Raw genomic sequence first — 22,018 nt, 5'->3', positions numbered from 1 at the left:
TCAATCGACGTGACGTCGCCACAGTCCCACCGAGTCGTCCCAGCGGATCGTGACGGTTCCTCCTGCGGGGTCCGGGGCAGCGAGCGTTTCCAGGTCGGTCAGGGTGAGCGCGTGCAGCGCTTCGTCGTCGAGGCGGCCGGTGCGCAGTTCGAGGTGTGTGCCTGACTGGGGGTCTTGCAGGACGTAGAAGACCGGGCCGGAAGGGGGAGGGGTCGTGGCCCGCTGGTCGCTGTGCAGCAGTCGGCTGATGAGGGAGCGGGCGGCGCCGTAGGCTTCCTCGGCTGCCTTGGTGGCGAGTGCTTGGATGAACGGGACGAGTGCCGTGGTCACGACGGCGGTCGCCACGATCGTGTGCGTGGGCTCTCCACGAAACTGGGGCGGGGGCGGCTCGACGTGCTGGAGGTCGGCGGGGACGGGTTTGTGCTGGCTTCGAAGCACCTCACGTAGCAGGTACCTGGCGGAGGCCCCATGTCCGGTCGAGGCGTCTGCGGTGGCGACGGCGCGCCGGTATACATCCTCCGCCTCTTCCAGTCTGCCCTGTTGTTCCAGAGCTCGTCCCTGAAGGAGTGGCGAGGCGTCGTCCCCGAGTTCGGCGGCTCGGGCGTACCAGCGCACCTCGGCGTCGGTATCCCCGTTCCTGCCGGCTTGTATCGCCAGGTAGTTGGCGGACAAGGCATCCCCAGCTGCGGCGAGTTCGCGTAGCAGCGCCTCTCGGTGGCGTCCGCGGTAGTCGGCCATGTTGGCCATGTGGCCCTCAGTGGCGGCGGCGCGCCGGAACCACTGATCGACCTCGGGCCTGCGGTCGGAGCCATAGAGCCTCCGGCCCGCATCCAGCCACGCGAGTCGGATGCGGGCCTCGCGGTGCCCGGCACGGGTTGCGGCCGTCAGCCAATGCCGCGCTTCCTGCGCCTTGTCGTCCACCGCCAGCAGCGCACGGCCGAGGCGCCAGCTGGCGAAGATGTCACCACGCTCAGCAGCGGTTCGGAGCAGAGTTTCCTCCTGAGCCGAGAGCACCAACTCCGGCATGGGACGACTCCACGTCCCATCGTCGTGCCTTCGCTTGCGCGTCATGTGCACGACCATAGTCTCGAGCCTGAAGGGAGTGTGTGCTCCAAGTCGGCATCCCCGGTGCCGGGCAGGTCGTCGACGGTGCGTTGCACCGGCGACCGCGACGAGCCCGTCCGGCTGGAACTGGCCCCGTGTCCGAGGGGAGCGAGATCAGGCGTTGAGTGCGTCGATGAGCGCCTTGGTGACGTCCTCCGTGGAGGCCGTGCCGCCGACGTCGCGGGTGAGGATGCCGGCGCCCGTCGTCGTCTCGATCGCCTTCTGCAGTCGGGCCGCCTGGTCGGGCAGGCCGAAGTGCTCCAGCATCAGGGCGGCGCTGCCGACCGCACCGATCGGGTTGGCCAGGCCCTGTCCGGCGATGTCCGGTGCGGAGCCGTGGACCGGCTCGAACATGCTGGGGAAGCGGCGTTCGGGGTTGAGGTTGGCGCTGGCGGCGAGGCCCAGGCTGCCGGCCAGCGCGCTGCCGAGGTCGGAGAGGATGTCGGCGTTGAGGTTGGAGGCGACGACGACGGAGAGGTCCTCCGGCTTCAGTACGAACTTCGCGGACATCGCGTCGACCAGAACGCTCTCCGTCTCCACGTCCGGGTAGTCGAGAGCGACGCGCTTGAAGACGTCGTCCCACAGGACCATGCCGTACTGCTGCGCGTTGCTCTTCGTCACCGACGAGACCTTGCGACGGCTGCGGGTACGGGCGAGGTCGAAGGCGAACCGCATGATCCGCTCGCAGCCCACTTCGGTGAACAGAGCGGACTGGACGGCGACTTCACCGCCAGGGCCGCGGCCGCCGAGATTGCGGCCGCCCAGCCCGGCGTATTCGCCCTCGCTGTTCTCGCGGACGACGACCCAGTCCAGCTCGGTGTCGTCGGCCTTGCGCAGCGGGCTCTGCACGCCGGGCAGGAAGTGCACGGGGCGGACGTTGGCCCACTGGTCGAAGTTCTGGCAGATCTTCAGGCGCAGGCCCCACAGGCTGATGTGGTCGGGGACGTTGGGCCAGCCGACGGCGCCGAAGTAGATGGCGTCGAAGTCCTTGAGCTGGTCGAGGCCGTCCTCGTCCATCATCGTGCCGGTGCGCTCGTAGTACTCGCAGCCCCAGGGGAACTCCTGCCAGTCGAAGGCGAAGGCCCCGCCGGAGTCCTCGGCCAGGGCGTCGAGGACGGCGCGTCCTGCGGCGACGACCTCCTTGCCCACGCCGTCGGCGGGGATGGCGGCGATGCGGAACGTGCGGGGTGCGGTGGTCATGAGGTGCCTCCGGCTCGCTGTCTTTGCGGTTGCTCCGAGTCAACACAGCGTCCTCGTGGCACGTCCAAGACGTGGATTCGATACGACGTATAGGCGTGGCCGATCGGTTGTGCGTTCGGCCGGTTGGGCGTCAGGTGCCGCGAACTCGTCGCTGGGCGAGCGACTTGGTGAGGGTCAGGAAAGCGCGCGCGGCCGGGGTGAGGTGCGCGGGCAGGCTGACCATCGCCACATGGAGGTGGGCGGTCGGCTCGATGGGTGCCACCACGGCTCCGCACCGGCGGGCCAGGCGGGTCCACGAGGAGGGCAGCACGGCGACGCCCACGCCGGTCAGGACGAGCGGCAGGATGGAGGTGCGGTGGTCGACGATGGTCACGATCTCCGTGCCGGTGCCGCCCGCCGTGATGTCGTCGACGATGGTGCGCATCAGGCTGCCCGTGCGCGAGGCGATGAGTTTCTGTCCGGCCAGTTCCTCGGGCCGGATGGTGACGTCGTCCTCGATCGCCCCGCCGGGTGCGGCGACGACCACGAAGGGCTGGTCCTCGACGTGCAGGACGTCGAGCCCGGACGGGTTGACGGGGCTCGAGGACCCCAGCAGACCCAGCTCGCAGGCCCCGCTGCGGACCAGGGAGACGACCTCGTCGGGGGTGAACGCGGCCTGGGTGCTGACCGTCACGGACGGGTGCAGCTCGGCGAAGCGGTGGACGAGGGTGGTCAGTGGCTCGATGCCGGGCGAGGGCATGGTGGCCAGCTCGACCGTGCCGCCGTGCAGCCCGGCGAGCGCGGCGGCGGTGTCACGGACGGCGGCCAGGTCGCGCAGGACGCGGCGGCTGGGTTCCAGCAGTTCCGTGCCGGCCTCGCTGAGGACGACACCTCGGCCCACGCGGTGGAAGAGGGCGACCCCCAGGTCGGCTTCGAGGTTCGCCATGGCCTGGGACAGCGACGGCTGGGCCACGTGGAGCGCGGCGGCGGCTCTGCTGAAGCCGCCGTGTTCCACGATGGCCAGGAAATACTCCAGCTGGCGCGCGTCCACGGTGCCTCCGCCGATCGATTCGTCCTAGGTCAGGGTCAACCTAGCCGCCGCATCCTTCTCCCCGGAGCCGCCGATCCAGCGGTCGGCGAGAGCACGGCCGTACCGCGTGAGCAGCTGTGCGGACAGTGTGCTGTCGGTGGCGCAGTCCTGGTCGGTGAGGTCCGTCAGGGCCTGCACGGAGCGGAAGTGGGCGGCGGTGCGTTCCGGAGGCAGGGTGCAGCGGCCCGCCACGGCGTGCACGGGGACGCCTCGCTGCCGGGCGCGCCTCGCAAGGGCGACCGGCAGTTTGCCCGACAGGGACTGCTCGTCGAGGCTGCCTTCCCCGGTGACCACGAGGTCGGCGTCCGCGAGCAGTTCGTCGGCGCCGAGCAGGGTGAGGAAGTAGTCGGCGCCGGAGCACACCCGGCCGCCCAGCAGCATCCCGGCGTATCCGAGCCCGCCGGCCGCTCCGGCTCCGGCGGAACGGGCGAGGCCGGCCGCGTCCGGGACTCCGGCCGCCTCCAGCCGTCGTACGAACCCCGTCAGCGCCGCGTCCAACTCGCGTACGTCGTTGTCGGTCGCCCCTTTCTGGGGGCCGTAGACGGCGGCGGCGCCCTGCGCTCCGAGCAGGGGGTTGTCCACGTCGGTGGCGAGGACCAGGTCGACTCCCGCGAGCGCGGCGCGGGCTTCGCCGAGGTCGACGGCGTGGAGGTCGGCGAGTCCTTGGCCGCCGGGGCCGATCGGCGTGCCGTCCTCGCGGGAGAGTACGGCGCCGAGGGACTGGAGCAGGCCCGCGCCGCCGTCGGTGGTGGCGACCCCGCCGAGGGCGAGGACGATGGTGTCGGCCTCGCCCGCCTGCGCGTACTGGATGGCCTGGCCGATGCCGCGGCTGGTGGCTGTCAGCGGGGCCGTGCGGCCGTCCGGCAGCATGCCGAGGCCGCAGATGGCGGCGGCCTCGACGAGGACGGTTCGGCCTTCGACCGCGACGCGGGTCGTGACGGGCCGCCCGGTGGGCCCGGTCACGATGAGCGTCTCGGCACGGAAGCGGCCCGTGCAGGCGGCGGCGACGCTGCCCTCACCCCCGTCGGCCAGGGCGAGCCGGGTGACGCGGGTGTGCGGGGAGGCCGCCAGGATTCCGTCGGCCACGGCGCGGGCCACGGCGTCGGCGGTGAGGGAGCCCTTGAACTTGTCCGGGGCGATCAGGACGGACGGCATCAGGGGGCCACCTCGGCGGGGTGTACGGCGGCCGGGCGCTGTTTGTCGAGCACGACGCTAGGCTCGGCTTCGGGCTCTGCGGCGAGCGAGGGTTCTCCCGCCTTGCCTGCCAGCACCGCCCGGGCCCGTTCCAGATCCAGGCCGTTCTCCCACTTGGCGACGAAGAGGGTGGCTACGGCGTTGCCGAAGAAGTTGACCAGGGCTCGGCACTCCGACATGAACTTGTCGATGCCGAAGATGAGCATGATGCCCGCGGCCGGGACGGAACCGACCGTCGACAGTGTGGCGGTGAGCGCGATGAATCCGCCGCCCGCCACACCCGCCGCGCCCTTGGAGGTCAGCAACATGACGGCCAGGAGCCCGAGTTGCTGCCCCAGGGAGAGGGAGGTGTCGGTGGCCTGGGCGATGTACAGCGTGGCCAGGGAGAGGTAGATCGCCGCGCCGTCGAGGTTGAAGCTGTAGCCGGTCGGCACGACGAGGCCGACCGTGGACCGCTCGGCGCCCATGAACTGGAGCTTGCGCATCAGTCCGGGCAGCGCGGGCTCGGCGGTGGAGGTGCCGAGGATCAGCCAGAACTCCTCCTTGAAGTAGCGGAAGAGCTGGAAGATGTTCAGCCGCACGTACAGGGCGAGTACACCGCCGAGCACGACCACGACGAACAGGGCCGAGGTGACGTAGAAGAGGAGGATCAGCGAGCCGAGGCTGGTGAGTGTGGACAGGCCGAACTTCCCGATGGCGTACGACATCGCGCCGAAGGCGCCCAGGGGCGCGGCCTTCATCACGAAGGACAGGACCTTGAAGACGACCTCGGTCAGGCGTCCCACGGCCGCGATGATCGGCTCCCCGGTCTTGCCCACCAGCTTGATCGCGACGCCGAAGACAACGGCCAGGAAGATCACCTGGAGGATCTTCCCTTCGACGAACGGGCCGAAGAAACTGTCCGGCACGATGTTGGTGAGGAACTCCCACCAGTGCTGGTGTTCGCCCTGCTCGACGTACTGGCTCGCGTCGCCCGAGGTCTGGAGTGTCGAGGGGTCGGCGTGCACACCGTCTCCGAGCCGGAAGACGTTGATCGCCACCAGACCCGTCAGCAGGGCCACGATCGTGCCCACCTGGAAGTAGGTCAGCGCCTTGATCCCGGTGCGGCCGACCTTCTTCAGGTCCGCGACGCCGGCGATGCCGCCGATGATCGTCAGGAAGACGATCGGTCCGATCAGCATCTTCATCGCCGTGATGAACGTCGTGCCGATCGGCTCCATGTCGGTGGCCAGATCAGGCCACTTCCAGCCCAGCACGATACCGATCACGATCGCCACCAGCACCTGGACGTACAACTGCCGATACCACGGCTTCGCCGCGATACGCGCGGCCTGCTCGGCTCGTCCGTTGCCCGGGGTATGCGTCATTGCAACCTCCCTGATCGCGCGACACCGAGCCCCATCGGTCCGCGCCAGCTTTGGGCCACAGTGAACCCGGGTCCGGCGCGGGGGGTCCACGACCAAAAATCGATGCCCCGTATAGGTGTGGCCTATCGATCCCTTTGCTTGGTCGAGGAGGCTCAGGTTCAGGAAGCCCGTGGCGGGCGAGCCCTCTGACCGGTGACCGGCCGCAGCGCCGCTGCGAGGCAAGAGCGGGACAGGTGCAGATGCTCGCCCTGGAAGCAGCTCCGTAGTGCGCGGTCGTGGGTGACCAGCACGATCGCCCCCGGATAGCCGGTGAGCGCCTCCTGTAGTTCCTCGACCAGCGCCGGGGAGAGGTGGTTCGTCGGCTCGTCGAGCAGCAGGAGCTCGGCGGGCTGCGAGACCAGTCGCGCCAGATCCACGCGGCGGCGCTGGCCGTACGACAACTCGCCCATGCGCAAGCGCAGTTGTGCCGGATCGAAGAGGCCGAGGGCCAGGAGGGCGTCCGCGTGCTCGTCGGTGGAGCCCGCGCGCCCCAGCGCGAATGCCTCGGTCACTGTCAGGCCCGGCGGCCACGGTGTCTCGTCCTGGCGCAGATGGCCCACTCGGCCCGGCACCTGCACCGAGCCCTCGTCCGGTCGCAGTTCGCCGGCGAGGAGCCGCAGCAGTGTGGTCTTGCCGGCGCCGTTGGGGCCGGTGACCAGTAGCCGTCCGCTGCGGCCGAGGGTGAGGGAGTCCAGGTGGAGGCGGTCTCCGATGCGTACGTCCGACAGTTCGACGGCGGGGAGCTCCGTGGCTTGCCCCGCCGTTCCCATCTGCGGCCGGAAGACCAGTGGGTCCGGCGGTGGTGCCACCGGGTTCGAGGTCAGCCTCTCGACCCGCTCGCGGGCGTTGCGGATTCGGGCCATCGCGCCGTGGGCGCGGCCGCGGGCGCGGAAGCCGCCGTGGCCGAAGTTGGCCAGCGGTGCCTTGCGCGGGATGGCGTCGAGGCTGATGGCGTGGCCGGCGGCCAGCCGCTCGTTGCGGGCCAGTTCGTCGCGCCACTTCCCGTACTCCTGGAGTCGGCGGTGGCGCTCCGCCGCTTTCGCCGTGCGGTAGCCGGCGTAGCCGTCGCCGTAGCGGGTGACCTTCCCCGCCTCGGCCTCCAGGACCGTGGTTGTCAGGCGTTCCAGGAAGACGCGGTCGTGGGTGACCGCGAGCACCGTGCCGTGGTGCGCCCGCAGTTGTGCTTCCAGCCACTCGACGGCCTGATCGTCCAGGTCGTTCGTCGGTTCGTCCAGGAGCAGCAGTTCCGGGCGGCCGGCGAGGACGCCGGCCAGGGCGAGACGGGAGCGTTCGCCGCCGGACAGGGTGCCGAGTCGGCGCTCACGGCGCAGGGCGGGCAGGCCGAGGTGGTGCAGGGCGATGTCCACCCGGTGGTCCGCGTCGTAGCCGCCCCGGGTCTCGTAGCGGCCGAGGAGGACGGCGTACGTGGCGAGTTGTGCCGGGTCCGTGCTGTCGCCCAGGGCTTGTTCGGCCTGGTGCAGTTCCGCCTCCAGGGCGCGCAGGTCGGCAAGGGCCAGGTCGACGGCGTCCTGGACGGTGGCGGTCGGGGGCAGGGGGAGGCTCTGCGGCAGATAGCCGATGCCGTCGGCGGCCATCACGGTCAACTCGCCGCTGTCCGGGCTCTCCTGACCTGCGATGAGCCGGAGGAGGGTGGACTTGCCGACGCCGTTGTCACCGATGAGCCCGGCCTTCTCGCCCGACTTCAGCGTGAAGGAGACCTGGTCGAGGACGGCGCGGCCGGGGTAGCGCTTGGAGACGTGGTGAAGGGTGAGTTGTGAGGTGTGCACGATCGGGTCCCTCCTGGCCGCGCGGGCTTCAGCCCGGGGCGGGATCGGGGTGGGTGGCTGCACGCGGGGCGCGCAACCGCGGAGCGGTGCTCTACGCGGTTGGCGCCGGCTGTCTCACAGGGAACCCATGTGGAGGACGGTACGGCACGACGAAGAGAATGACAAGACGATACGTATCGCGTTGTTGGCGCTCCGGCGTGGGCCACTGTGCTGACGTGGGCGACCCCGCAGGGGCGTGCGGGGGCCGGCCCACGTCATCTCCGGCATGATCTTCCGGGCCCGCCCAGGGTCCTATGGGCCGTGCGGGCGGGAAGCGGGGCCGAACGGCCCTGGCGGAACCGGCCCGCGCGACTCACGTCCGCCCGGGGTCAGTGCCGGAGCCGTCCGACGGTGAGGTAGGAGAACCCCTCGCCCTCGCGCGGCGCCCGGGTCCAGGAGCGGGTGGTGAAGGTGTGAAGCCTGCCTTGGGTCAGCGCGAACCGGGGGAGTGAGAGCCCGAGTTCGGTGTGCAGGGCTTCCAGCGCACGCAGTTCGCAGCCCAGCTCGGTGTCGTCGGGGCGGAACAGCCGTGCGGGATCCAGCGCGTCGGGTATCGCCCCGGAGCGCCGGATCTCCGTGCCCCGCACGGTGAACGCGTAGAGCTCCTCGCCCTGTTCGGCCACCGACAGATGAAACGCGGCCGAGCGCTCACCCGGTGACGAGCGCCTCGGGTCGCGCCACACCACCACCGCGCGGCCGGCCGAGGAGGCGGTCTGAGCGGGGGACAGGAACAGCTTGTTCAGATGGTGGTGGGAGTGGCCGTCGAAGGCGAAGGCCCACGCTTCGGCGGTGCGGCCGACGGCGACCACGGGCCGGTCCTCCCAGAGTTCCACGCCTTCCCGCTCATGGGGCTTGGGTGCCTGCCAGGACGCCCTGCGCGGATCCGTGGGCCCGCTCAGTTCGGCGCCTTCCTCACCGATCAGGGCGGGCAGGCCGGCGGGGTCGATCCCCTCCACCCAGACACAGCGGTATCCGTCCGGCGACAGCCGGTTCGCCGCGGGCTCCGCCAGCCAGGCGAGGCCCGGCGGGTCGAGATCGGGCACCGGCTCCGGAACGGGACCCGTCTGTCCGGCCCGTGGTGTCGCGAGGATCTCCCGCCCACGCTCCGGCGTGACCAGCGGACCCAGGACCGGATCGGCGAGCAGGCCGATCGGGGCGAGCAGCGAGGGCCCGGGCGTCTCCCACCGGGGAAGCGCCTCCCGCAGCACCCGCCACGCGGCGTCGGTCGCCCCCCAGCGGGCCGTCTCCCGGGCCTCGGCGACGGCCCGCCCCCAAGGACCGGGAGGCGCGTAGCGATGGGTACCGTCCCGCAGCGCGCCCAGTACGGTCGCGGCGGTCTGCCGGTCTGCCCCGCGCGCGGCCATCATCCCGAGCCAGTGGTCGTCCCCGCCCAGCCGCCATTCGCCGCGCGCCGGCGTCATGGCTTCCACGGGCAGGATCTCGGCCAGGTAGCGCGGGTCGTCGACCAGGTTGCCGTAATCCAGGGGGCTGCGCGGAGCCGGCAGGTGCCGGAGCTGGTTCAGCAGGACAGCGCTGCGTGGCCGTCCGAAGGACCGGGCCTCCTCGAGCAGGGACAGTGCCACCTCGTACCGTCCCTGCAGGGCCAGCAGGTAGGCGTCTGCCACGTGGGCGTCCTGGACGCGCGTGGTCGCGTTCACGAAGTCGGATCTCTGCGCCCGGTCGGAGTGGAAGCCGCGGTACATGGCCTCCATGTACGCGCGGAACGACGGGTAACGGTCCGGCAGTTCACCGCCCCAGCCCTTGTAGACGTAGAGTGCCCACTCGCCGTCCTGGTCGGTGTCGCCCGGGTCCAGCAGGGCGTACGACATGTCGGAGTCCGTCTCCAGCCGGAGCGCCCGTTGCCACATCCCGGCCAGCAGGACGTCCTCCTCGCGTGGGTTGTTGCCCAGGTTCTCCTCGTACAGCGGGGTCATGTCGTACGGGTCGCGGAACCAGTCGATGTCCGCGGCGCCGCCGAGCTGATAGATCCCGGCCGCCTGGTCCACGTGCCACCCGTCGCTCACGGCCAGGAACTCCCGGTACGAGGCCGGCAGTCGCCGCCCCAGCCGCTCCTCGGCCGCGGCGATCACCGCCTCGTCCGCCCCGGCTCGGCCCGGGCCCGCGCTCTGCCCGCCGTCCTCTTCCTCGTCCACGTCGTCGCGCGAAACCCACTCCTCCTGCCAACGTCCCAGGAACTCGTGCCAGTTGAAAGCCTCACCACTCATGTCCGGATGGTGTCATCCGGCACTGACAACGTCCGGTGCCACCTTTGAGCGCCTCGGCGGGAGTTCCGCGTGCTGGGCGGTGGTCACCACCCGGTGCGCAGCAGATGGTTGAGGAGCAGGGCGAGCAGCGCCTGGGCGGCGAGCCAGGCACGGGGCCGGGGGAGGAACGCGCACGCCGGGTACAGCCACAGCGCGAAGGGCAGCCAGATGCGTTCCGTCTCCGCCTTGCTCATGCCGGACAGGTCGGCGACCAGAAGGGCGACAAGGGCGGCGGCCACGAGAACGCCGAGGCGGACGTCGGCACGGCTGGCGGTGCGATGCCGCAGCAGGAGCGCGCCCGTCCGCCGTAGCCCCGCCACCGTCGCCAGGCCGGTGACCAGCACCGCGCACGCCAGGTTGGCCCACACCCAGTAGCCGTAGGGGCGGATGCCGCCCGCGCCCTCGTAGTACCGCGTGACCAGCAGGTGGTACGCCTCCCACCAGTCGAACCCGGCGAGCGTGAACGCCGCCGGCACCACGGCCGCTCCGGCGAGCAGCGGCACCAACACGGCCGGGCGCTCCCGCAGTTCCCGTGTGCCGAGCACCAGTACCGCGGCTCCGATCAGCGCGACGAGCGTCAGGCCGTAGGACAGATAGCAGGTCAGGCCGAACAGCAGCCCCGAACCTCCCGCCCACCACAGGGACCGCCGGGTGATCGCCAGGGCCAGCAGCGCCACCGCCCAGGCGGCCACCGCCGCGAAGTACGCGTCGGCCGAGGTGCCCATCCACACGGCGGCCGGCGCCAGGACCAGGAAGGGTGCGGCGTGCCGCGCCCGCTGTTCGTCGGCCAGCGCACGGATCGTGATCAGTACGGCCACGCAGGCGGCCGCCCCGACCGTGATGCACCATGCCCCGGCCCAGCCCCCGCCCCGCAGCCCGATCCGGTCCAGCAGGACGAAGGTGAGTGTCGCGCCGGGCGGGTGGCCGGCGACGTGGGCGGGCCAGTGGTCGGGGGAGCCGAGCAGGATGTGGTGGGTGAAGTCCCGCAGGGCGGCGGGGATGTCGTGGAAGCGGTCGATGACCTGGAGGTACTCGTAGCGGGTGGTGAGCCTGCGCGCGATGCCCCGGTGCCAGCCGTCGATCAGGGCGAGGGACCAGATCCACGCCATGGCCGTGGCCCAGGCCAGCGTGAGCAGGGCACGCCAGGGGAGACGGGCGGCGAGGGCGGGGCCGTACACCACGGTGGCGGTCGCCACGAGTACGGCGGCCGGGGTGCCGGGGCCCAGATGGGGGTCCCAGAACGCCAGGAGCGGGGGCCAGTCGACGAACAGGGTGTGGTGCGTGTGCTGGATGTGCCGGCCGATGAGCACGGCGGCGGTCACCAGCACGGCGGCGGCCCCGGCGGCGTACAGGTCACGGCGAAGGGAGCGGGTCACGCGGAGAACGCTAGGCGGGCCGGTCGGCCGTTTGCCGTCTCCCGGGCCGGACGTCAGCGTTTCGTCATGGGTTGCGCACCCTTTCATGGGGTGGTCCGGGCCTACGGTCGGGCCATGCGCGACCCCGACATCCCACGCCTTTCCCTGCGAGCGGACCCACGGCTGCCGTCCACGCCCGGTTTCTGGCGCAGTGCGCTGCGCGGCCCCTGGTTCACCTCGGTGCTGGGTCTGGTCCTGCTCGTCGGCATCACGGTGCTGTTCGTGACGGGACTGGTCTCCTACGCCGCCTACAACCCGGACCTGTCGCCGGTGAACGACAAGACCCCGGACAAGGGGGTCCTCGGCTTCTACCTCTTCTCCTGGCCGACCGACCCGCACTGGCTGTACCGGCTCAACCAGGGCGTCCATGTCACCCTCGGCGTCACCCTGATCCCCGTACTGCTGGCCAAGCTGTGGTCGGTGGTGCCCAGGCTGTTCACCCTGCCGCCGGCCCGCTCCCTCACGCACGCCCTGGAGCGGATCTCGCTGCTGCTCCTGGTCGGGGGAGGGCTGTTCGAGTTCGTGACGGGCGTGCTCAACGTCCAGCTCGACTACATCTTCCCGGGCTCTTTCTACCGGCTGCACTTCTACGGCGCCTGGGTGTTCTTCGCCGCGTTCACCGCGCACGCGGTGCTGAAGCTGCCGATGGCGCTGCGGAATCTGCGGCAGCTGCGGGAGGAGCGCAACGACCTGGTCTCCCCGCGCCCCACCGAGCCGACCGTCTCGCGGCGGGGTGCCCTGTGGTTCGTCGGGGGCGGCTCGCTGCTGCTGTTCGCCACGACGGTGGGGCAGAACTTCGACGGACCGCTGCGGCGCACCGCCCTGCTCGCACCGCACGGCGCCGACGAGCCCGGCAGCGGCCCGAACGGCTTCCAGATCAACAAGACCGCCGCGTACGCCGGGATCACCCCGGCACAGACGGGCGAGGACGCGTGGCGGCTCGTCGTCACGGGGCGCACCGGCACCGTCCGGCTCAGCCGGTCCCAGCTCGCCGAACTGCCCTTGCACAGCGCCGCGTTGCCCATCGCCTGCGTGGAGGGCTGGTCGACCTCGGACCAGTGGTGGCGCGGCGTGCGCCTGCGCGACCTGGCGGCGCTCGTCGGATACGAGGACGACCCGCCGGACGTCTTCGTCGAATCCCTCCAGCAGCGCGGATCGTTCCGCAAGGCGGCCCTGCGCGCCAACCAGGTGGCCGATCCGCGCTCCCTGCTCGCCCTGTACGTCAACGGCGAGGAACTGTCCCCCGACCACGGCCACCCGGCCCGGATCATCGTGCCCGCCGCGCCCGGTGTCCTGAACACCAAGTGGGTGGCCCGGCTGACGTTCGGAGACCTGTGATGCGCCGACCACGGATTCCTGTCGGAAGTCCCTTTCAACTCCTGCTGCTCGCCAGCTCGTTCGCACTCGCCGGTTACGCGGGCGTGCGCCTGCTCGACGGCGACTGGTTCGGGGTGGCGCTGTGGTTCGTGGGGGCGGCCCTGCTGCACGACCTGGTGCTGCTTCCGGTCTACGCGGCGCTCGACCGGGCCGTGGTCCGCGGGCTCGGCGCGGCCGGCCGCCGCGAGTGGGTGATGTACGTGCGGGTGCCGGCCGCGCTGTCCGCGCTGCTTCTGCTGGTGTGGTTCCCGCTGATCAGCGGGATGGTGGACCGGCGTTACCGATCCGCCACCGGCCTTTCGCCGGACGGCTTCACGGCGCGTTGGCTGCTGATCACCGCTGTGCTGTTCGCAGGATCGGCGCTGTTGCTGGCGCTACGGCTGCGCAGCGCGGCGAAGCACCGTCCGCCCGCGGTCCACTGACCGGCGCGCCGCCAACCCTGGGCGTGCGCGAGCAGGGCCCCCGTGCCGAGCCGGGCCCAGGGGAAGGGAAGGTCGGCCTCACCGCTGTCGATGAGGCCGACGACCGCCACCTGCACGCGCTCGTCGACCTCCACCGGTGCGGTCTCGGCGATCAGCAGGCCGCCAGGCCTGAGGAGGGCGGCCACCCGGTCCAGCAGGGCGCGCGGGTCACCGCCGATACCGACGTTGCCGTCCATGAGCAGGACGGTGTCCCAACGGCCCTCGCCGGGCAGCGGCTCGAAGACCGAGCGCCGCAGTGCCTGACCACCGAGGCGCACCGTGTGCTCGACAGCGGCCTGGCTGACGTCGATGCCGAGGACGGCCCGGCCCCGGGCGGCGAGTTCCGCCACCAGCCGTCCGGGGCCGCAGCCCACGTCCAGCACGTTGCCCTCGCACCGGTCGAGCACGTCCCGGTCCACCTCATCGGCGCCTGCGCACCAGCGTTCCACCTCCAGCGGCAGCAGCCAGCCGTCGTCGCGGCGCAGGAACAACGGGCCGCGCCCGGCGCGCAGGGCCGCGGCGTAGGGATCGGCGGTCGCCCAGGCGCGAGCCGTGACGGGCGGGCTGCTCATCGGCGGGTGCCCGAACGCGCAGCGGACCCGGTGCCCGACGGTGACCCGGGCCCCGCTTCGGCCGGCGCGCAGCGGGCCAGCCGCGCCGCGAACCGTCCGTGCGGGGCGAGGGCGGCGACCGCCTCGGCGTCGGCCGCGGTGTCCACGTCCCGCAGCCGGGGCAGGTCTGTTACCCGCAGTCCGGCCGCGATGAGCCGCTCGCGCTGCACCGCCCCGGTCACCGGAGTCGACATGGGCACGCCCCGCAGCAGGTCGGGGTCGGGCTCGGCCAGTCCCAGCGCCCAGAAGCCGCCGTCCTCGGCCGGACCGAAAACGGCGTCGCAGTCGGCGAAGTCCACGGAGAGCAGCGCGGGGGTCACCTGAGGCGTGTCCATCCCGATGAGCAGGGCCGGGCCCGCACAGTGCGCGAAGGCGTCCGCCAGCCGCTCGTCCAGAGTGCCCGCGCACTGCCGTACGACATCGAAGCCGGGCGGCAGCCAGGGGCCGGGCCTTCCGTCGAGGACGAGAAGGCGACGCGAGGCGGGCGTGGCCGCCACGGAGTGCAGGGTGTCCGCGAGAGACGCCTCGGCCAGTGCCGCCGCCTGGCGCGGTGTGAACGGCGGGGTCAGCCGGGTCTTCACCCGCCCCGGCAGGGGTTCCTTGGCGATGACGAGGAGTGTGGTCACCGTGCGGCCCTCCCGTCGGCCAGTACACGGCTCATGTCCCGTACGGCCTGCCAGGTGCCGCGCCAGGTGCCCGTCACCTTCGAGGCTCCGGTGCGCGGCAGGTAGGGCACGTCGTGTTCGGTGATCCGCCAGCCGGCGTCGGCGGCGCGGACGACCATCTGGAGCGGGTAGCCGCTGCGCCGGTCGGTGAGATCGAGGGCGAGCAGCGGCTCCCGGCGGGCGGCGCGCAGCGGGCCGAGGTCGTGCAGGCGCAGCCCGGTGCGGCGGCGCAGCATGCGGGCGAGCGCGAGGTTGCCGGCGCGTGCGTGCGGGGGCCACGCGCCGCGGCCCTGCGGACGGCGCCGGCCGAGGACCAGGTCGGTCCCGCCGCTGAGGATCTCGCCGACGAAGGGCACGAGGAGCGCGGGGTCCAGGGAGGCGTCGCAGTCGCAGAAGCACACCACGTCGGCGGTGGCGGCGACCAGCCCGGCGTGGCAGGCGGCGCCGAAGCCCCGACGCGGCTCGTGCACGACGGTGGCGCCGAGCTCGTCGGCGATGTCGGCGGATCCGTCGGTGGAACCGTTGTCGACGACGAGGGCACGCCAGCCCGGCGGGATCCGTTCGAGCACCCAGGGCAGGGCCTTGGCCTCGTTCAGACAGGGCAGCACCACGTCGACGTCAGAAGGTGTCGTTGTCACCGTTTCACCCTACGAACGGGAATCGGGCATAGCGGACACCTGCTCCTTACGAAACGCGGACATCGAAGCCCGGGGACCGCCCGGGCACGCCGACGGCGGCGGCGTGGTGCCAGGCTGGAGGCATGCAGCAGCCCTACCAGCACGAAGAGAGCGCGAGCGGTCCCACCCGGATCCTCGTGGTCGACGACGACCCCACCGTCGCCGAGGTCGTCGCCGGGTACCTGGACCGCGCCGGGTACGTCGTCGACCGCGCCGACGACGGCCCGACGGCCCTCGACCGTGCCGCCGCGCACTGGCCCGACCTGGTCGTGCTCGATCTCATGCTGCCCGGGATGGACGGCCTGGAGGTCTGCCGCCGGATGCGCGGACATGGGCCGGTCCCGGTCATCATGCTCACCGCCCGCGGCGACGAGGACGACCGCATCCTGGGCCTGGAAGTGGGCGCCGACGACTACGTCACCAAGCCGTTCAGCCCCCGCGAACTGGTGCTGCGTGTGGAGTCGGTACTGCGGCGCAGCAGGCCCGCCACCACCGGCGCACGGCTGGGCGCGGCGGGCCTGACCGTCGACCCCGCGGCCCGCCGGGCCGCCAAGAACGACACCGAACTCGCCCTCACCCTGCGCGAGTTCGACCTGCTCTCCTTCTTCCTGCGGCATCCGGGACGGGCGTTCAGCCGCGAGGACCTGATGCGCGAGGTGTGGGGCTGGGACTTCGGTGATCTGTCGACCGTCACCGTCCACGTCCGCCGTCTGCGCGGCAAGGTCGAGGACGACCCGGCCCGCCCCCGTCTGATCCAGACGGTGTGGGGCGTGGGCTACCGCTTCGATCCCACGGGATCCACGGGGGAGGAGGCCGCATCGTGAACGACACGCTGCTGATAGCCCTGTACGCGTTCGCCGGCGCCGCCGCCACCGGGCTGGCCGGAGCGGCCGTACTGCGCGTGGTCCGGCGCCGCTCACTGACGGCGTCCCTGGCGGTGGTGGCGGCCGTCGGGGTCGTCGCGATGCTGGCGGGCACGCTTGCCGTGGCCTGGGCGATGTTCCTGTCCCCGCACGACCTGACCGTCGTCACGACGGTCGTGGCGATGGCAGCCGTGGTCTCACTGGCCACCGCTCTCCTCCTGGGCCGCTGGGTGGTCGCGCGCAGCCGTGAACTCGCCGTGGCGGCGCGCTCCTTCGGCGACGGCGGGGACTTCGCCGCCCCCCACACCCCCGCGACCGCCGAACTGGAAAATCTGAGCAGGGAGTTGGCGGCCACCAGCGCCAGACTCGCCCAATCACGTGAACGGGAAAGGGCGTTGGAGGCGTCCCGGCGCGAACTCGTCGCCTGGATCTCGCACGATCTGCGCACCCCGCTGGCCGGTCTGCGCGCCATGTCGGAGGCGCTGGAGGACGGTGTCGCCGCCGACCCCGCCCGCTACCTCCAGCAGATACGCACCGAGGTGGAACGGCTCAACGACATGGTCGGCGACCTCTTCGAACTCTCCCGCATCCACGCCGGCACGCTGCCGCTGTCGTACGCCCGGATCTCGCTCTACGACCTGATCGGCGACGCGCTGGCGGGCGCCGACCCGCTCGCCCGGGAACACGGGGTGCGGCTGGTGGGCGGCCATGTCGAGATGCTGCCGGTCGAGGTGGACGCCAAGGAGATGAGCCGGGTCCTGGGCAACCTGCTGGTCAACGCCATCCGCCGGACCCCGGCCGACGGCACGGTCGCCGTCGCCGCCGAGCGCTCGCCCGAGGGGGTGGTGGTGTCGGTGACGGACGGCTGCGGCGGCATCCCCGACGAGGACCTCTCCCGCGTCTTCGACACCGGCTGGCGTGGCACGCACGCCCGCACACCGCCGGCCGGAGCGGGCCTCGGGCTCGCCATCGTCCGGGGGATCGTCGAGGCGCACCAGGGGCGGGCCACCGTACGCAACATCCCCGGCGGCTGCCGCTTCGAGGTGGTGCTGCCCGCCGCCGCTTCCTGATGCGGGCAGCACCACCGGTCTGTGGCACCGCAGTTCTACACGGTGCGCATCCCGGCCCGCGCGAACTCCGCCATACCGTCCGCGAACCCGACCCCCGGCCTCCACCCCAGATCGGTCCGCAGCCGCGCGGAGTCGGCGGTGATGTGCCGTACGTCCCCGAGCCGGTACTCGCCCGTGACGACCGGCTCGGGCCCGCCGTACGCGGCGGCCAGGGCCCGCGCCATCTCGCCCACCGTGTGAGGGTCACCGCTGCCCGTGTTGTACGCCGCCAGCACGCCCGCGGCCGACGACGCCTCCAGCGCCGCCACGTTGGCCGCCGCCACGTCCCGCACATGCACGAAGTCCCGGCGCTGCGCCCCGTCCTCGAACACCCGCGGTCCCTCACCGCGGGCGAGCGCGGACCGGAAGAAGGAGGCCACCCCGGCGTACGGCGTATCCCGGGGCATGCCCGGCCCGTACACGTTGTGATAGCGCAACGACACGGCCGAACCGCCGGTGCAGCGGGCCCAGGCGGCGGCCAGGTGCTCCTGGGCGAGCTTGGTCGTCGCGTACACGTTCCGCGGATCGGCGGCGGTGTCCTCGCCGACCAGACCGGGGGAGAGGTCCGCCCCGCACACCGGGCACGCCGGCTCGAACCGCCCGGCGTCCAGGTCGGCGACGGCACGCGGCCCGGGCCGTACGACACCGTGCCGCGGGCACTCGTAGCGCCCCTCGCCGTAGACCACCATCGACCCGGCGAGGACAAGGCGCCCGATGCCGGCCTCCGCCATGGCGGCGAGCAGCACGGCGGTGCCGAGGTCGTTGTGCGCCACGTACTGTGCCGCGTCGGCGACCCCGTTGCCGAGGCCGACCATGGCCGCCTGGTGGCAGACGGCGTCCACACCGGCGAGCGCGCGGGCGACCGCAGCCGGATCGCGTACGTCGGCGCCGGGATCCGCCCGGACGTCGTACACGATCGGCTCGTGCCCGTGCGCCGCCAGCGCCTCGACGACATGGGACCCGATGAACCCGGCACCGCCGGTGACCAGTACACGCATACGGCCACGCTAGGTCCGGCGGGGCGCAGGAGAGCCGGGCCGCGCCCGCACGTCATGACTCCGTAAGAAGCAGAGGCCGCGTCGGAGCGGGGCAACCCACGGTGCGCGCGAGACGCCGACTTCATGACAGTTGCACAACCGGTTCCCGGTGAATGGGCCGCCGACCGTCCGAAGGGCCGGGGTTCACCGGGGGTCGGCCCCGCACGTCGCCCCGGCTTACATCGGCGGAGGTGGGTGCCCGGACAGAGGCAGTCCGCTGCCGTGACGGGTGTGAGCGATTCACCCTGCCCCTGAGGGACTTCAACCAGGTCGAGAAAGTCGACGACCTGCCACGCGAGCTCTCCACCACCGGCGCCCCGAAAGGCGCCGACCCGCAGGTCGGCGACCTCGCCTACTACGAGCCCTGGGGCACCCTGCCACCTACTACGGCGAGGGCCCGCACCACGACGGCGTGATCCCCATCGGGCACATGGCCGACGAAGGCCCCGAGCAGCTCGCCACCGCCGACAAGGTCACCATCGAAGCCGCCGCCTGACCGGCCGGCCGTCGGAAAGAGGCGTAGCCCCTCCTCCTCATGCCCCTTCAGCGGACCTGTCCGCTCCGACGGACCTCGGCCGCCACCCTGATCCCCGCGTACCGCTCAAGGAGAGATCCCCCCATGTCTTCCGCATCCGGGACCACCCCCGGCAAGCTCCCCTTGGTCGTCTGGGTGCTCGCCGCCGACACGTTCCTGATGGGAACCACCGAGTTCGTGATCGCCGGTCTCCTGCCCGAGATGGCCGGCGACCTCGGAGTCAGAGCCCCCCACGCCGGCCTGCTGATCACCGCGTTCGCCATCGGCATGATCATCGGTGGGCCGACCATGGCCCTGGCCACCCTGCGCCCCCACCCTCACCTCAGCGCTGACCACCTCCGCCTACAACACCGGCATCGCCGCAGGGTCGGCCATCGCCGGCAGGGCCATGGACTCCTCGCTCGGCCTGACCGGGTCGTCCCTGGTCGGTACCGTCTCCGCGGTCCTCACACGTGTTCCGCTGCTCGCCCTCACCGTCAGCCGCACCCCGCACAGCCCGGGCCCTCGCCCAGCGCACCACCTCGCCCCGCACGCGAGGCGCCGAACCCGCACGGGCACCGTCGCAGCGCTGACGCCAGCCCGGTCCAACCCTCACCGACGTCAACGAGGCCGGCTTGGACGCAGCCGCGAAGACGGTTCGGGGACGTGTGGGGCGGCGGTCACCGCCGCCTACTACCGGCCGCAGGAGCCGGAGTGGTCGCAGTACGGCTGCATCTGACTGTTCCCGCAGCCGCACAGCACGGCCCTGGTCTCGTGGTGCGTCCCTTCCTGCGTGTCCAGCGACAGGTCGCCACGGACGACCAGCTGTCCGCCAGGAGTCCGGCTGATACGGGTGGGGCGGTCCGGAGTCTCTCTCCCGCCATCTGGCAGTTCGTACCGCAACGCACCCGAGGGGCAGCGGCGCACCACCTCTGCCAGTTGGTCGGCAGGGGCGCGATCGGGCCGGATCCACGGACGGGCGCTCGTGTCGAAGACCTCGGGCAGGCCGTCGATGCACCGGGCGGCGTGCAGGCAGCGCCTCGACTCGAAGGTCACGGTGATCTCCGGCGCCTTGTAGGCCTTCTTCTGGGGTGTGTCGCTCATGCCGGTCTCCCTCACGGTGTCTTCGCCCGGCCGGCCGAGTCAGTCGCTGACCTTGCTCCGGGCCTGGTACAGCAGGTCGGCGTACTCCGGGTGGCGGCCGATCCAGGCCGCGTAGAAGGGGCATGTGGCAAGGACCCTCAACCCTGCGGCGCGTGCCTCGTCGAGGGAGGTCCGAGCCAGCGCCGAACCAACCCCACGGCCCTCGAACTCCGGAAGCACCTCCGTGTGCAGGAAGGCGATCAGTTCCGGTGTCCGGATGTACTGCGAGAAGCCCGCGACCTCCAACCGCCCGTCCACCGTGGCCTCGTAGCGGTGTGCCTCAGGTTGGTCGATCACCTTGACCGTCACTTGTTCTCCTTGGAGTCCGGCAAAGTCTGCGATCACGCAATAGTTGATGTATCAACGAAAATACCCGATGAGAAGTCGCTGCGTCAACCTCTGCCGCGACGACGAGGGCCGGAGCGACCCGTGCGCCTGTCGAGACAGTCGGCTGACGGAATCAGGTGCGAGGCGGGTTGATGAAGTGCTGCCAGGCTGTCTCCCCGACGGCGGTACGCATGTGGTCGTGCGACGCTTCGGCGAGTCGTCGCGCGCGTGCGAGGTCGAGCCCGCGGCGTCGGCATGGGCGGGGGTGGAGCTCCCGTGGGACCAGTCGACGACGGTGGTGACGCCGTCGGACAGCGCATCGACCATGCCGAGGTTTTGCGGGCGTGGACGTTCTCGGGCGGAGGGTGGGGGAGCAGGGCCTGTATCGCACCGAGGTAGTCGGTCGGCGTCCGGTCGACGTCGACCGGACGCCGCGCAGCGCGGACTTCCACATGTGGCGGTGGGTGTCGACGAAGCCGGGGATCAGCAAGGCACCCTTCGCCCCGATGACCACTATGGCCTGGGGCGCGGTCAGCCTCTTGCCCACGGCCTTGATCTTGCTGTCCATCATGAGGACGTCGGTGTCCGGCAGGATCGCGCGTGCCCTGTCCATGGTCACGACGGTGGCGCCGTGGATCAGCAGCGGCCGCCCCGCGGGGCAGCGGGCGGCCTCGGCCACGACTGCCGTCGGGGCCTGCGCGGTGGCAGGCTGCCCGGTGGCCGTCGCGGCACCTGCCACCGCCACCGGGCCGGCCAGAAGACTCCGGCGCCCGACGGACGCGGACCTGATCCCTTGGGCAATCGCGTTCTCAGCGACGGCCTTCCCTTCAGTCAGCGGGATCGTCGTCGCGGTCCCGGACGGTCCACACCGACGGGATGCGCCGGGACGGTCGGCGTACGAGCGGCTCGACGAACCGTTCCAGCACCTGGGCGACGCCGTCCTCGTCGTTGGTGGGGGCGCGATGATGTGCGGCCCGCAGGACGTCCGGATGGGCGTTGGCCATGGCGTACGAGTGACGCACCGCGGTGAGCATGGGCAGGTCGTTGGGCATGTCGCCGAAGGCGGCGATCTCGTGGCTGCCGACGCCGAGCCGGCCGCTCCACGCGAGCAGCGTGGTGGCCTTGGTGACGAGGGGTGCGCTGAACTCCACCAGAGACAGGCCGGTGGAGTAGGTGGTCTCGGCGCTGCTGCCCGCGGTGCGTCGAGCCTGCTCGTAGAAGTCGTCGAGGGGCAGCGTCGGATGGTGGGCGAGGATCTTCAGTACCGGCCTGCCCGCGATGCGGGTGAGGAGTTCCCCGGCAGTGCCGACCGGATCGGCGTCCTCGTCACCGAACGACCATGACGGATAGCCCGGTTCACGGCCGAAGCCCCCGTCGTACTCGACTGCGAAAGTGGTCCCGGGCAGTGCCCAGCGCACGCGCGAGATGAGCCGGGTGGCCGCCAGGGGCCGGATCGGGGACACCTGCGCCAGGGTTCCGTCAGGGGCGTAGACGGCCGCGCCGTTGGCGGCGATGACGAAATGCGGTCCGATGGTGGCCAGCAACTCCCGTACGGAGCGCGGCGGGCGGCCCGTGACCAGCACCACGCGGATCCCGGCCTGTTCGGCTGCCGTCAGGGCGGCCCGGGTGCGGTTCGACAGCGTTCCGTCGCTGCGGAGCAGCGTGCCGTCAAGGTCCGTCGCGATCAGTTTCGGAGGGACGAGAGGGACAACAAGCGGCATGGCGGGGGCGGTTGCCATGGGGGGCACCCTTCGGG

General features: G+C 71.8%; 20 protein-coding genes. 4 read left to right on the top strand and 16 right to left on the bottom strand.

The features are described from left to right. From ACWD3I_RS24385 to ACWD3I_RS24350, 8 genes are all read right to left on the bottom strand, one after another. Positions 1-1,026: a tetratricopeptide repeat protein gene (locus ACWD3I_RS24385; protein WP_365409194.1), complete on the bottom strand. Its 1,026-nt coding sequence runs from the start codon at positions 1,024-1,026 to the stop codon at positions 1-3. 192 nt (positions 1,027-1,218) lie between these two features. Next, entirely contained in the window at positions 1,219-2,304 is a 1,086-nt protein-coding gene (locus ACWD3I_RS24380; RefSeq protein ID WP_365409191.1) for a tartrate dehydrogenase, read from the bottom strand. Between the two features lie 130 nt (positions 2,305-2,434). Then, on the bottom strand, positions 2,435-3,334 hold the full coding sequence (locus ACWD3I_RS24375; protein WP_365409188.1) for a LysR family transcriptional regulator: 900 nt from the start codon (positions 3,332-3,334) through the stop codon (positions 2,435-2,437). A 24-nt stretch (positions 3,335-3,358) separates the two neighbouring features. Further along, complete coding sequence (locus tag ACWD3I_RS24370; RefSeq protein WP_365409185.1) at positions 3,359-4,528, bottom strand: glycerate kinase; 1,170 nt, start codon at positions 4,526-4,528, stop codon at positions 3,359-3,361. Further along, positions 4,528-5,934 carry a C4-dicarboxylate transporter DctA gene (gene dctA / locus ACWD3I_RS24365; protein ID WP_365409182.1) on the bottom strand — a complete coding sequence of 469 codons (1,407 nt, stop codon included), beginning with the start codon at positions 5,932-5,934 and terminating at the stop codon, positions 4,528-4,530. Before dctA ends, ACWD3I_RS24370 begins: the two co-directional genes overlap by 1 nt. 158 nt (positions 5,935-6,092) lie before the next feature. Next, positions 6,093-7,760, bottom strand: coding sequence for a TlrC/CarA/OleB/SrmB family ABC-F type ribosomal protection protein (locus tag ACWD3I_RS24360; RefSeq protein WP_365409179.1), 1,668 nt, complete (start codon positions 7,758-7,760; stop codon positions 6,093-6,095). Positions 7,761-8,128: 368 nt separating this feature from the next. After that, the gene (locus ACWD3I_RS24355; RefSeq protein WP_365409176.1) at positions 8,129-10,024 is read right to left on the bottom strand and encodes an SMI1/KNR4 family protein; all 1,896 of its coding nucleotides are present in this window, start codon (positions 10,022-10,024) and stop codon (positions 8,129-8,131) included. 83 nt (positions 10,025-10,107) lie between these two features. Continuing rightward, a complete protein-coding gene (locus ACWD3I_RS24350; protein WP_365409173.1) occupies positions 10,108-11,439 on the bottom strand; it encodes a hypothetical protein in 1,332 nt (443 codons plus the stop codon). Positions 11,440-11,553: 114 nt separating this feature from the next. Here ACWD3I_RS24350 and ACWD3I_RS24345 point away from each other — a divergent pair, with 114 nt between their 5' ends. Continuing rightward, entirely contained in the window at positions 11,554-12,816 is a 1,263-nt protein-coding gene (locus ACWD3I_RS24345) for a molybdopterin-dependent oxidoreductase (RefSeq protein WP_365409170.1), read from the top strand. A gap of 316 nt (positions 12,817-13,132) precedes the next feature. Here the strand turns inward: ACWD3I_RS24345 and ACWD3I_RS24340 are convergent, their stop codons facing one another. Genes ACWD3I_RS24340 through ACWD3I_RS24330 form a run of 3 tightly spaced genes read right to left on the bottom strand, consistent with a single transcriptional unit; the run spans position 13,133 to position 15,230 of the window. Beyond that, positions 13,133-13,888, bottom strand: a complete 756-nt coding sequence (locus tag ACWD3I_RS24340; protein ID WP_365409167.1) for a class I SAM-dependent methyltransferase — start codon at positions 13,886-13,888, stop codon at positions 13,133-13,135. Beyond that, complete coding sequence (locus ACWD3I_RS24335; protein ID WP_365409165.1) at positions 13,885-14,553, bottom strand: TIGR04282 family arsenosugar biosynthesis glycosyltransferase; 669 nt, start codon at positions 14,551-14,553, stop codon at positions 13,885-13,887. Before ACWD3I_RS24335 ends, ACWD3I_RS24340 begins: the two co-directional genes overlap by 4 nt. After that, the gene (locus ACWD3I_RS24330) at positions 14,550-15,230 is read right to left on the bottom strand and encodes a glycosyltransferase family 2 protein (RefSeq protein WP_365409162.1); all 681 of its coding nucleotides are present in this window, start codon (positions 15,228-15,230) and stop codon (positions 14,550-14,552) included. Before ACWD3I_RS24330 ends, ACWD3I_RS24335 begins: the two co-directional genes overlap by 4 nt. A gap of 122 nt (positions 15,231-15,352) precedes the next feature. Between ACWD3I_RS24330 and ACWD3I_RS24325 the strand changes: the two genes are divergently transcribed. After that, entirely contained in the window at positions 15,353-16,093 is a 741-nt protein-coding gene (locus tag ACWD3I_RS24325) for a response regulator transcription factor (protein ID WP_365409159.1), read from the top strand. Beyond that, positions 16,090-17,202, top strand: a complete 1,113-nt coding sequence (locus ACWD3I_RS24320) for a sensor histidine kinase (RefSeq protein ID WP_451084176.1) — start codon at positions 16,090-16,092, stop codon at positions 17,200-17,202. Before ACWD3I_RS24325 ends, ACWD3I_RS24320 begins: the two co-directional genes overlap by 4 nt. 35 nt (positions 17,203-17,237) lie before the next feature. On the opposite strand, the gene ACWD3I_RS24315 is transcribed toward ACWD3I_RS24320, so the two are convergent. Then, on the bottom strand, positions 17,238-18,239 hold the full coding sequence (locus tag ACWD3I_RS24315; protein WP_365414074.1) for an NAD-dependent epimerase/dehydratase family protein: 1,002 nt from the start codon (positions 18,237-18,239) through the stop codon (positions 17,238-17,240). A gap of 230 nt (positions 18,240-18,469) precedes the next feature. Here ACWD3I_RS24315 and ACWD3I_RS24310 point away from each other — a divergent pair, with 230 nt between their 5' ends. Next, positions 18,470-18,694, top strand: coding sequence for a cyclophilin-like fold protein (locus ACWD3I_RS24310; protein ID WP_365414076.1), 225 nt, complete (start codon positions 18,470-18,472; stop codon positions 18,692-18,694). A 791-nt stretch (positions 18,695-19,485) separates the two neighbouring features. Here the strand turns inward: ACWD3I_RS24310 and ACWD3I_RS24305 are convergent. The 4 genes from ACWD3I_RS24305 to ACWD3I_RS24290 form a co-directional block, all read right to left on the bottom strand. Next, positions 19,486-19,896, bottom strand: a complete 411-nt coding sequence (locus ACWD3I_RS24305; RefSeq protein WP_365414078.1) for a (4Fe-4S)-binding protein — start codon at positions 19,894-19,896, stop codon at positions 19,486-19,488. Between the two features lie 39 nt (positions 19,897-19,935). Continuing rightward, positions 19,936-20,244: a GNAT family N-acetyltransferase gene (locus tag ACWD3I_RS24300; RefSeq protein WP_365414080.1), complete on the bottom strand. Its 309-nt coding sequence runs from the start codon at positions 20,242-20,244 to the stop codon at positions 19,936-19,938. Between the two features lie 151 nt (positions 20,245-20,395). Continuing rightward, a complete protein-coding gene (locus tag ACWD3I_RS24295) occupies positions 20,396-21,007 on the bottom strand; it encodes a hypothetical protein (protein WP_451084175.1) in 612 nt (203 codons plus the stop codon). An 82-nt stretch (positions 21,008-21,089) separates the two neighbouring features. Further along, the gene (locus tag ACWD3I_RS24290) at positions 21,090-22,001 is read right to left on the bottom strand and encodes an HAD family hydrolase (RefSeq protein WP_365412594.1); all 912 of its coding nucleotides are present in this window, start codon (positions 21,999-22,001) and stop codon (positions 21,090-21,092) included. Between the last annotated feature and the right edge of the window lie 17 nt (positions 22,002-22,018).

The sequence above is a fragment of the Streptomyces sp. NPDC002817 genome (genome assembly GCF_053592055.1).
The sequence above is the reverse complement of the archived record's forward strand: the minus strand, read 5'-3'. Positions and strand labels throughout refer to the sequence as shown.

Bases quoted from the DNA above. Each gene is read 5' to 3' on its own strand.
- ACWD3I_RS24385 (WP_365409194.1), bottom strand. From the start codon at position 1,026: ATGCCGGAGTTGGTGCTCTCGGCTCAGGAGGAAACTCTGCTCCGAACC.
- ACWD3I_RS24380 (WP_365409191.1), bottom strand. From the start codon at position 2,304: ATGACCACCGCACCCCGCACGTTCCGCATCGCCGCCATCCCCGCCGAC.
- ACWD3I_RS24370 (WP_365409185.1), bottom strand. From the start codon at position 4,528: ATGCCGTCCGTCCTGATCGCCCCGGACAAGTTCAAGGGCTCCCTCACC.
- dctA (WP_365409182.1), bottom strand. From the start codon at position 5,934: ATGACGCATACCCCGGGCAACGGACGAGCCGAGCAGGCCGCGCGTATC.
- ACWD3I_RS24355 (WP_365409176.1), bottom strand. From the start codon at position 10,024: ATGAGTGGTGAGGCTTTCAACTGGCACGAGTTCCTGGGACGTTGGCAG.
- ACWD3I_RS24345 (WP_365409170.1), top strand. From the start codon at position 11,554: ATGCGCGACCCCGACATCCCACGCCTTTCCCTGCGAGCGGACCCACGG.
- ACWD3I_RS24340 (WP_365409167.1), bottom strand. From the start codon at position 13,888: ATGAGCAGCCCGCCCGTCACGGCTCGCGCCTGGGCGACCGCCGATCCC.
- ACWD3I_RS24325 (WP_365409159.1), top strand. From the start codon at position 15,353: ATGCAGCAGCCCTACCAGCACGAAGAGAGCGCGAGCGGTCCCACCCGG.
- ACWD3I_RS24315 (WP_365414074.1), bottom strand. From the start codon at position 18,239: ATGCGTGTACTGGTCACCGGCGGTGCCGGGTTCATCGGGTCCCATGTC.
- ACWD3I_RS24305 (WP_365414078.1), bottom strand. From the start codon at position 19,896: ATGAGCGACACACCCCAGAAGAAGGCCTACAAGGCGCCGGAGATCACC.
- ACWD3I_RS24290 (WP_365412594.1), bottom strand. From the start codon at position 22,001: ATGGCAACCGCCCCCGCCATGCCGCTTGTTGTCCCTCTCGTCCCTCCG.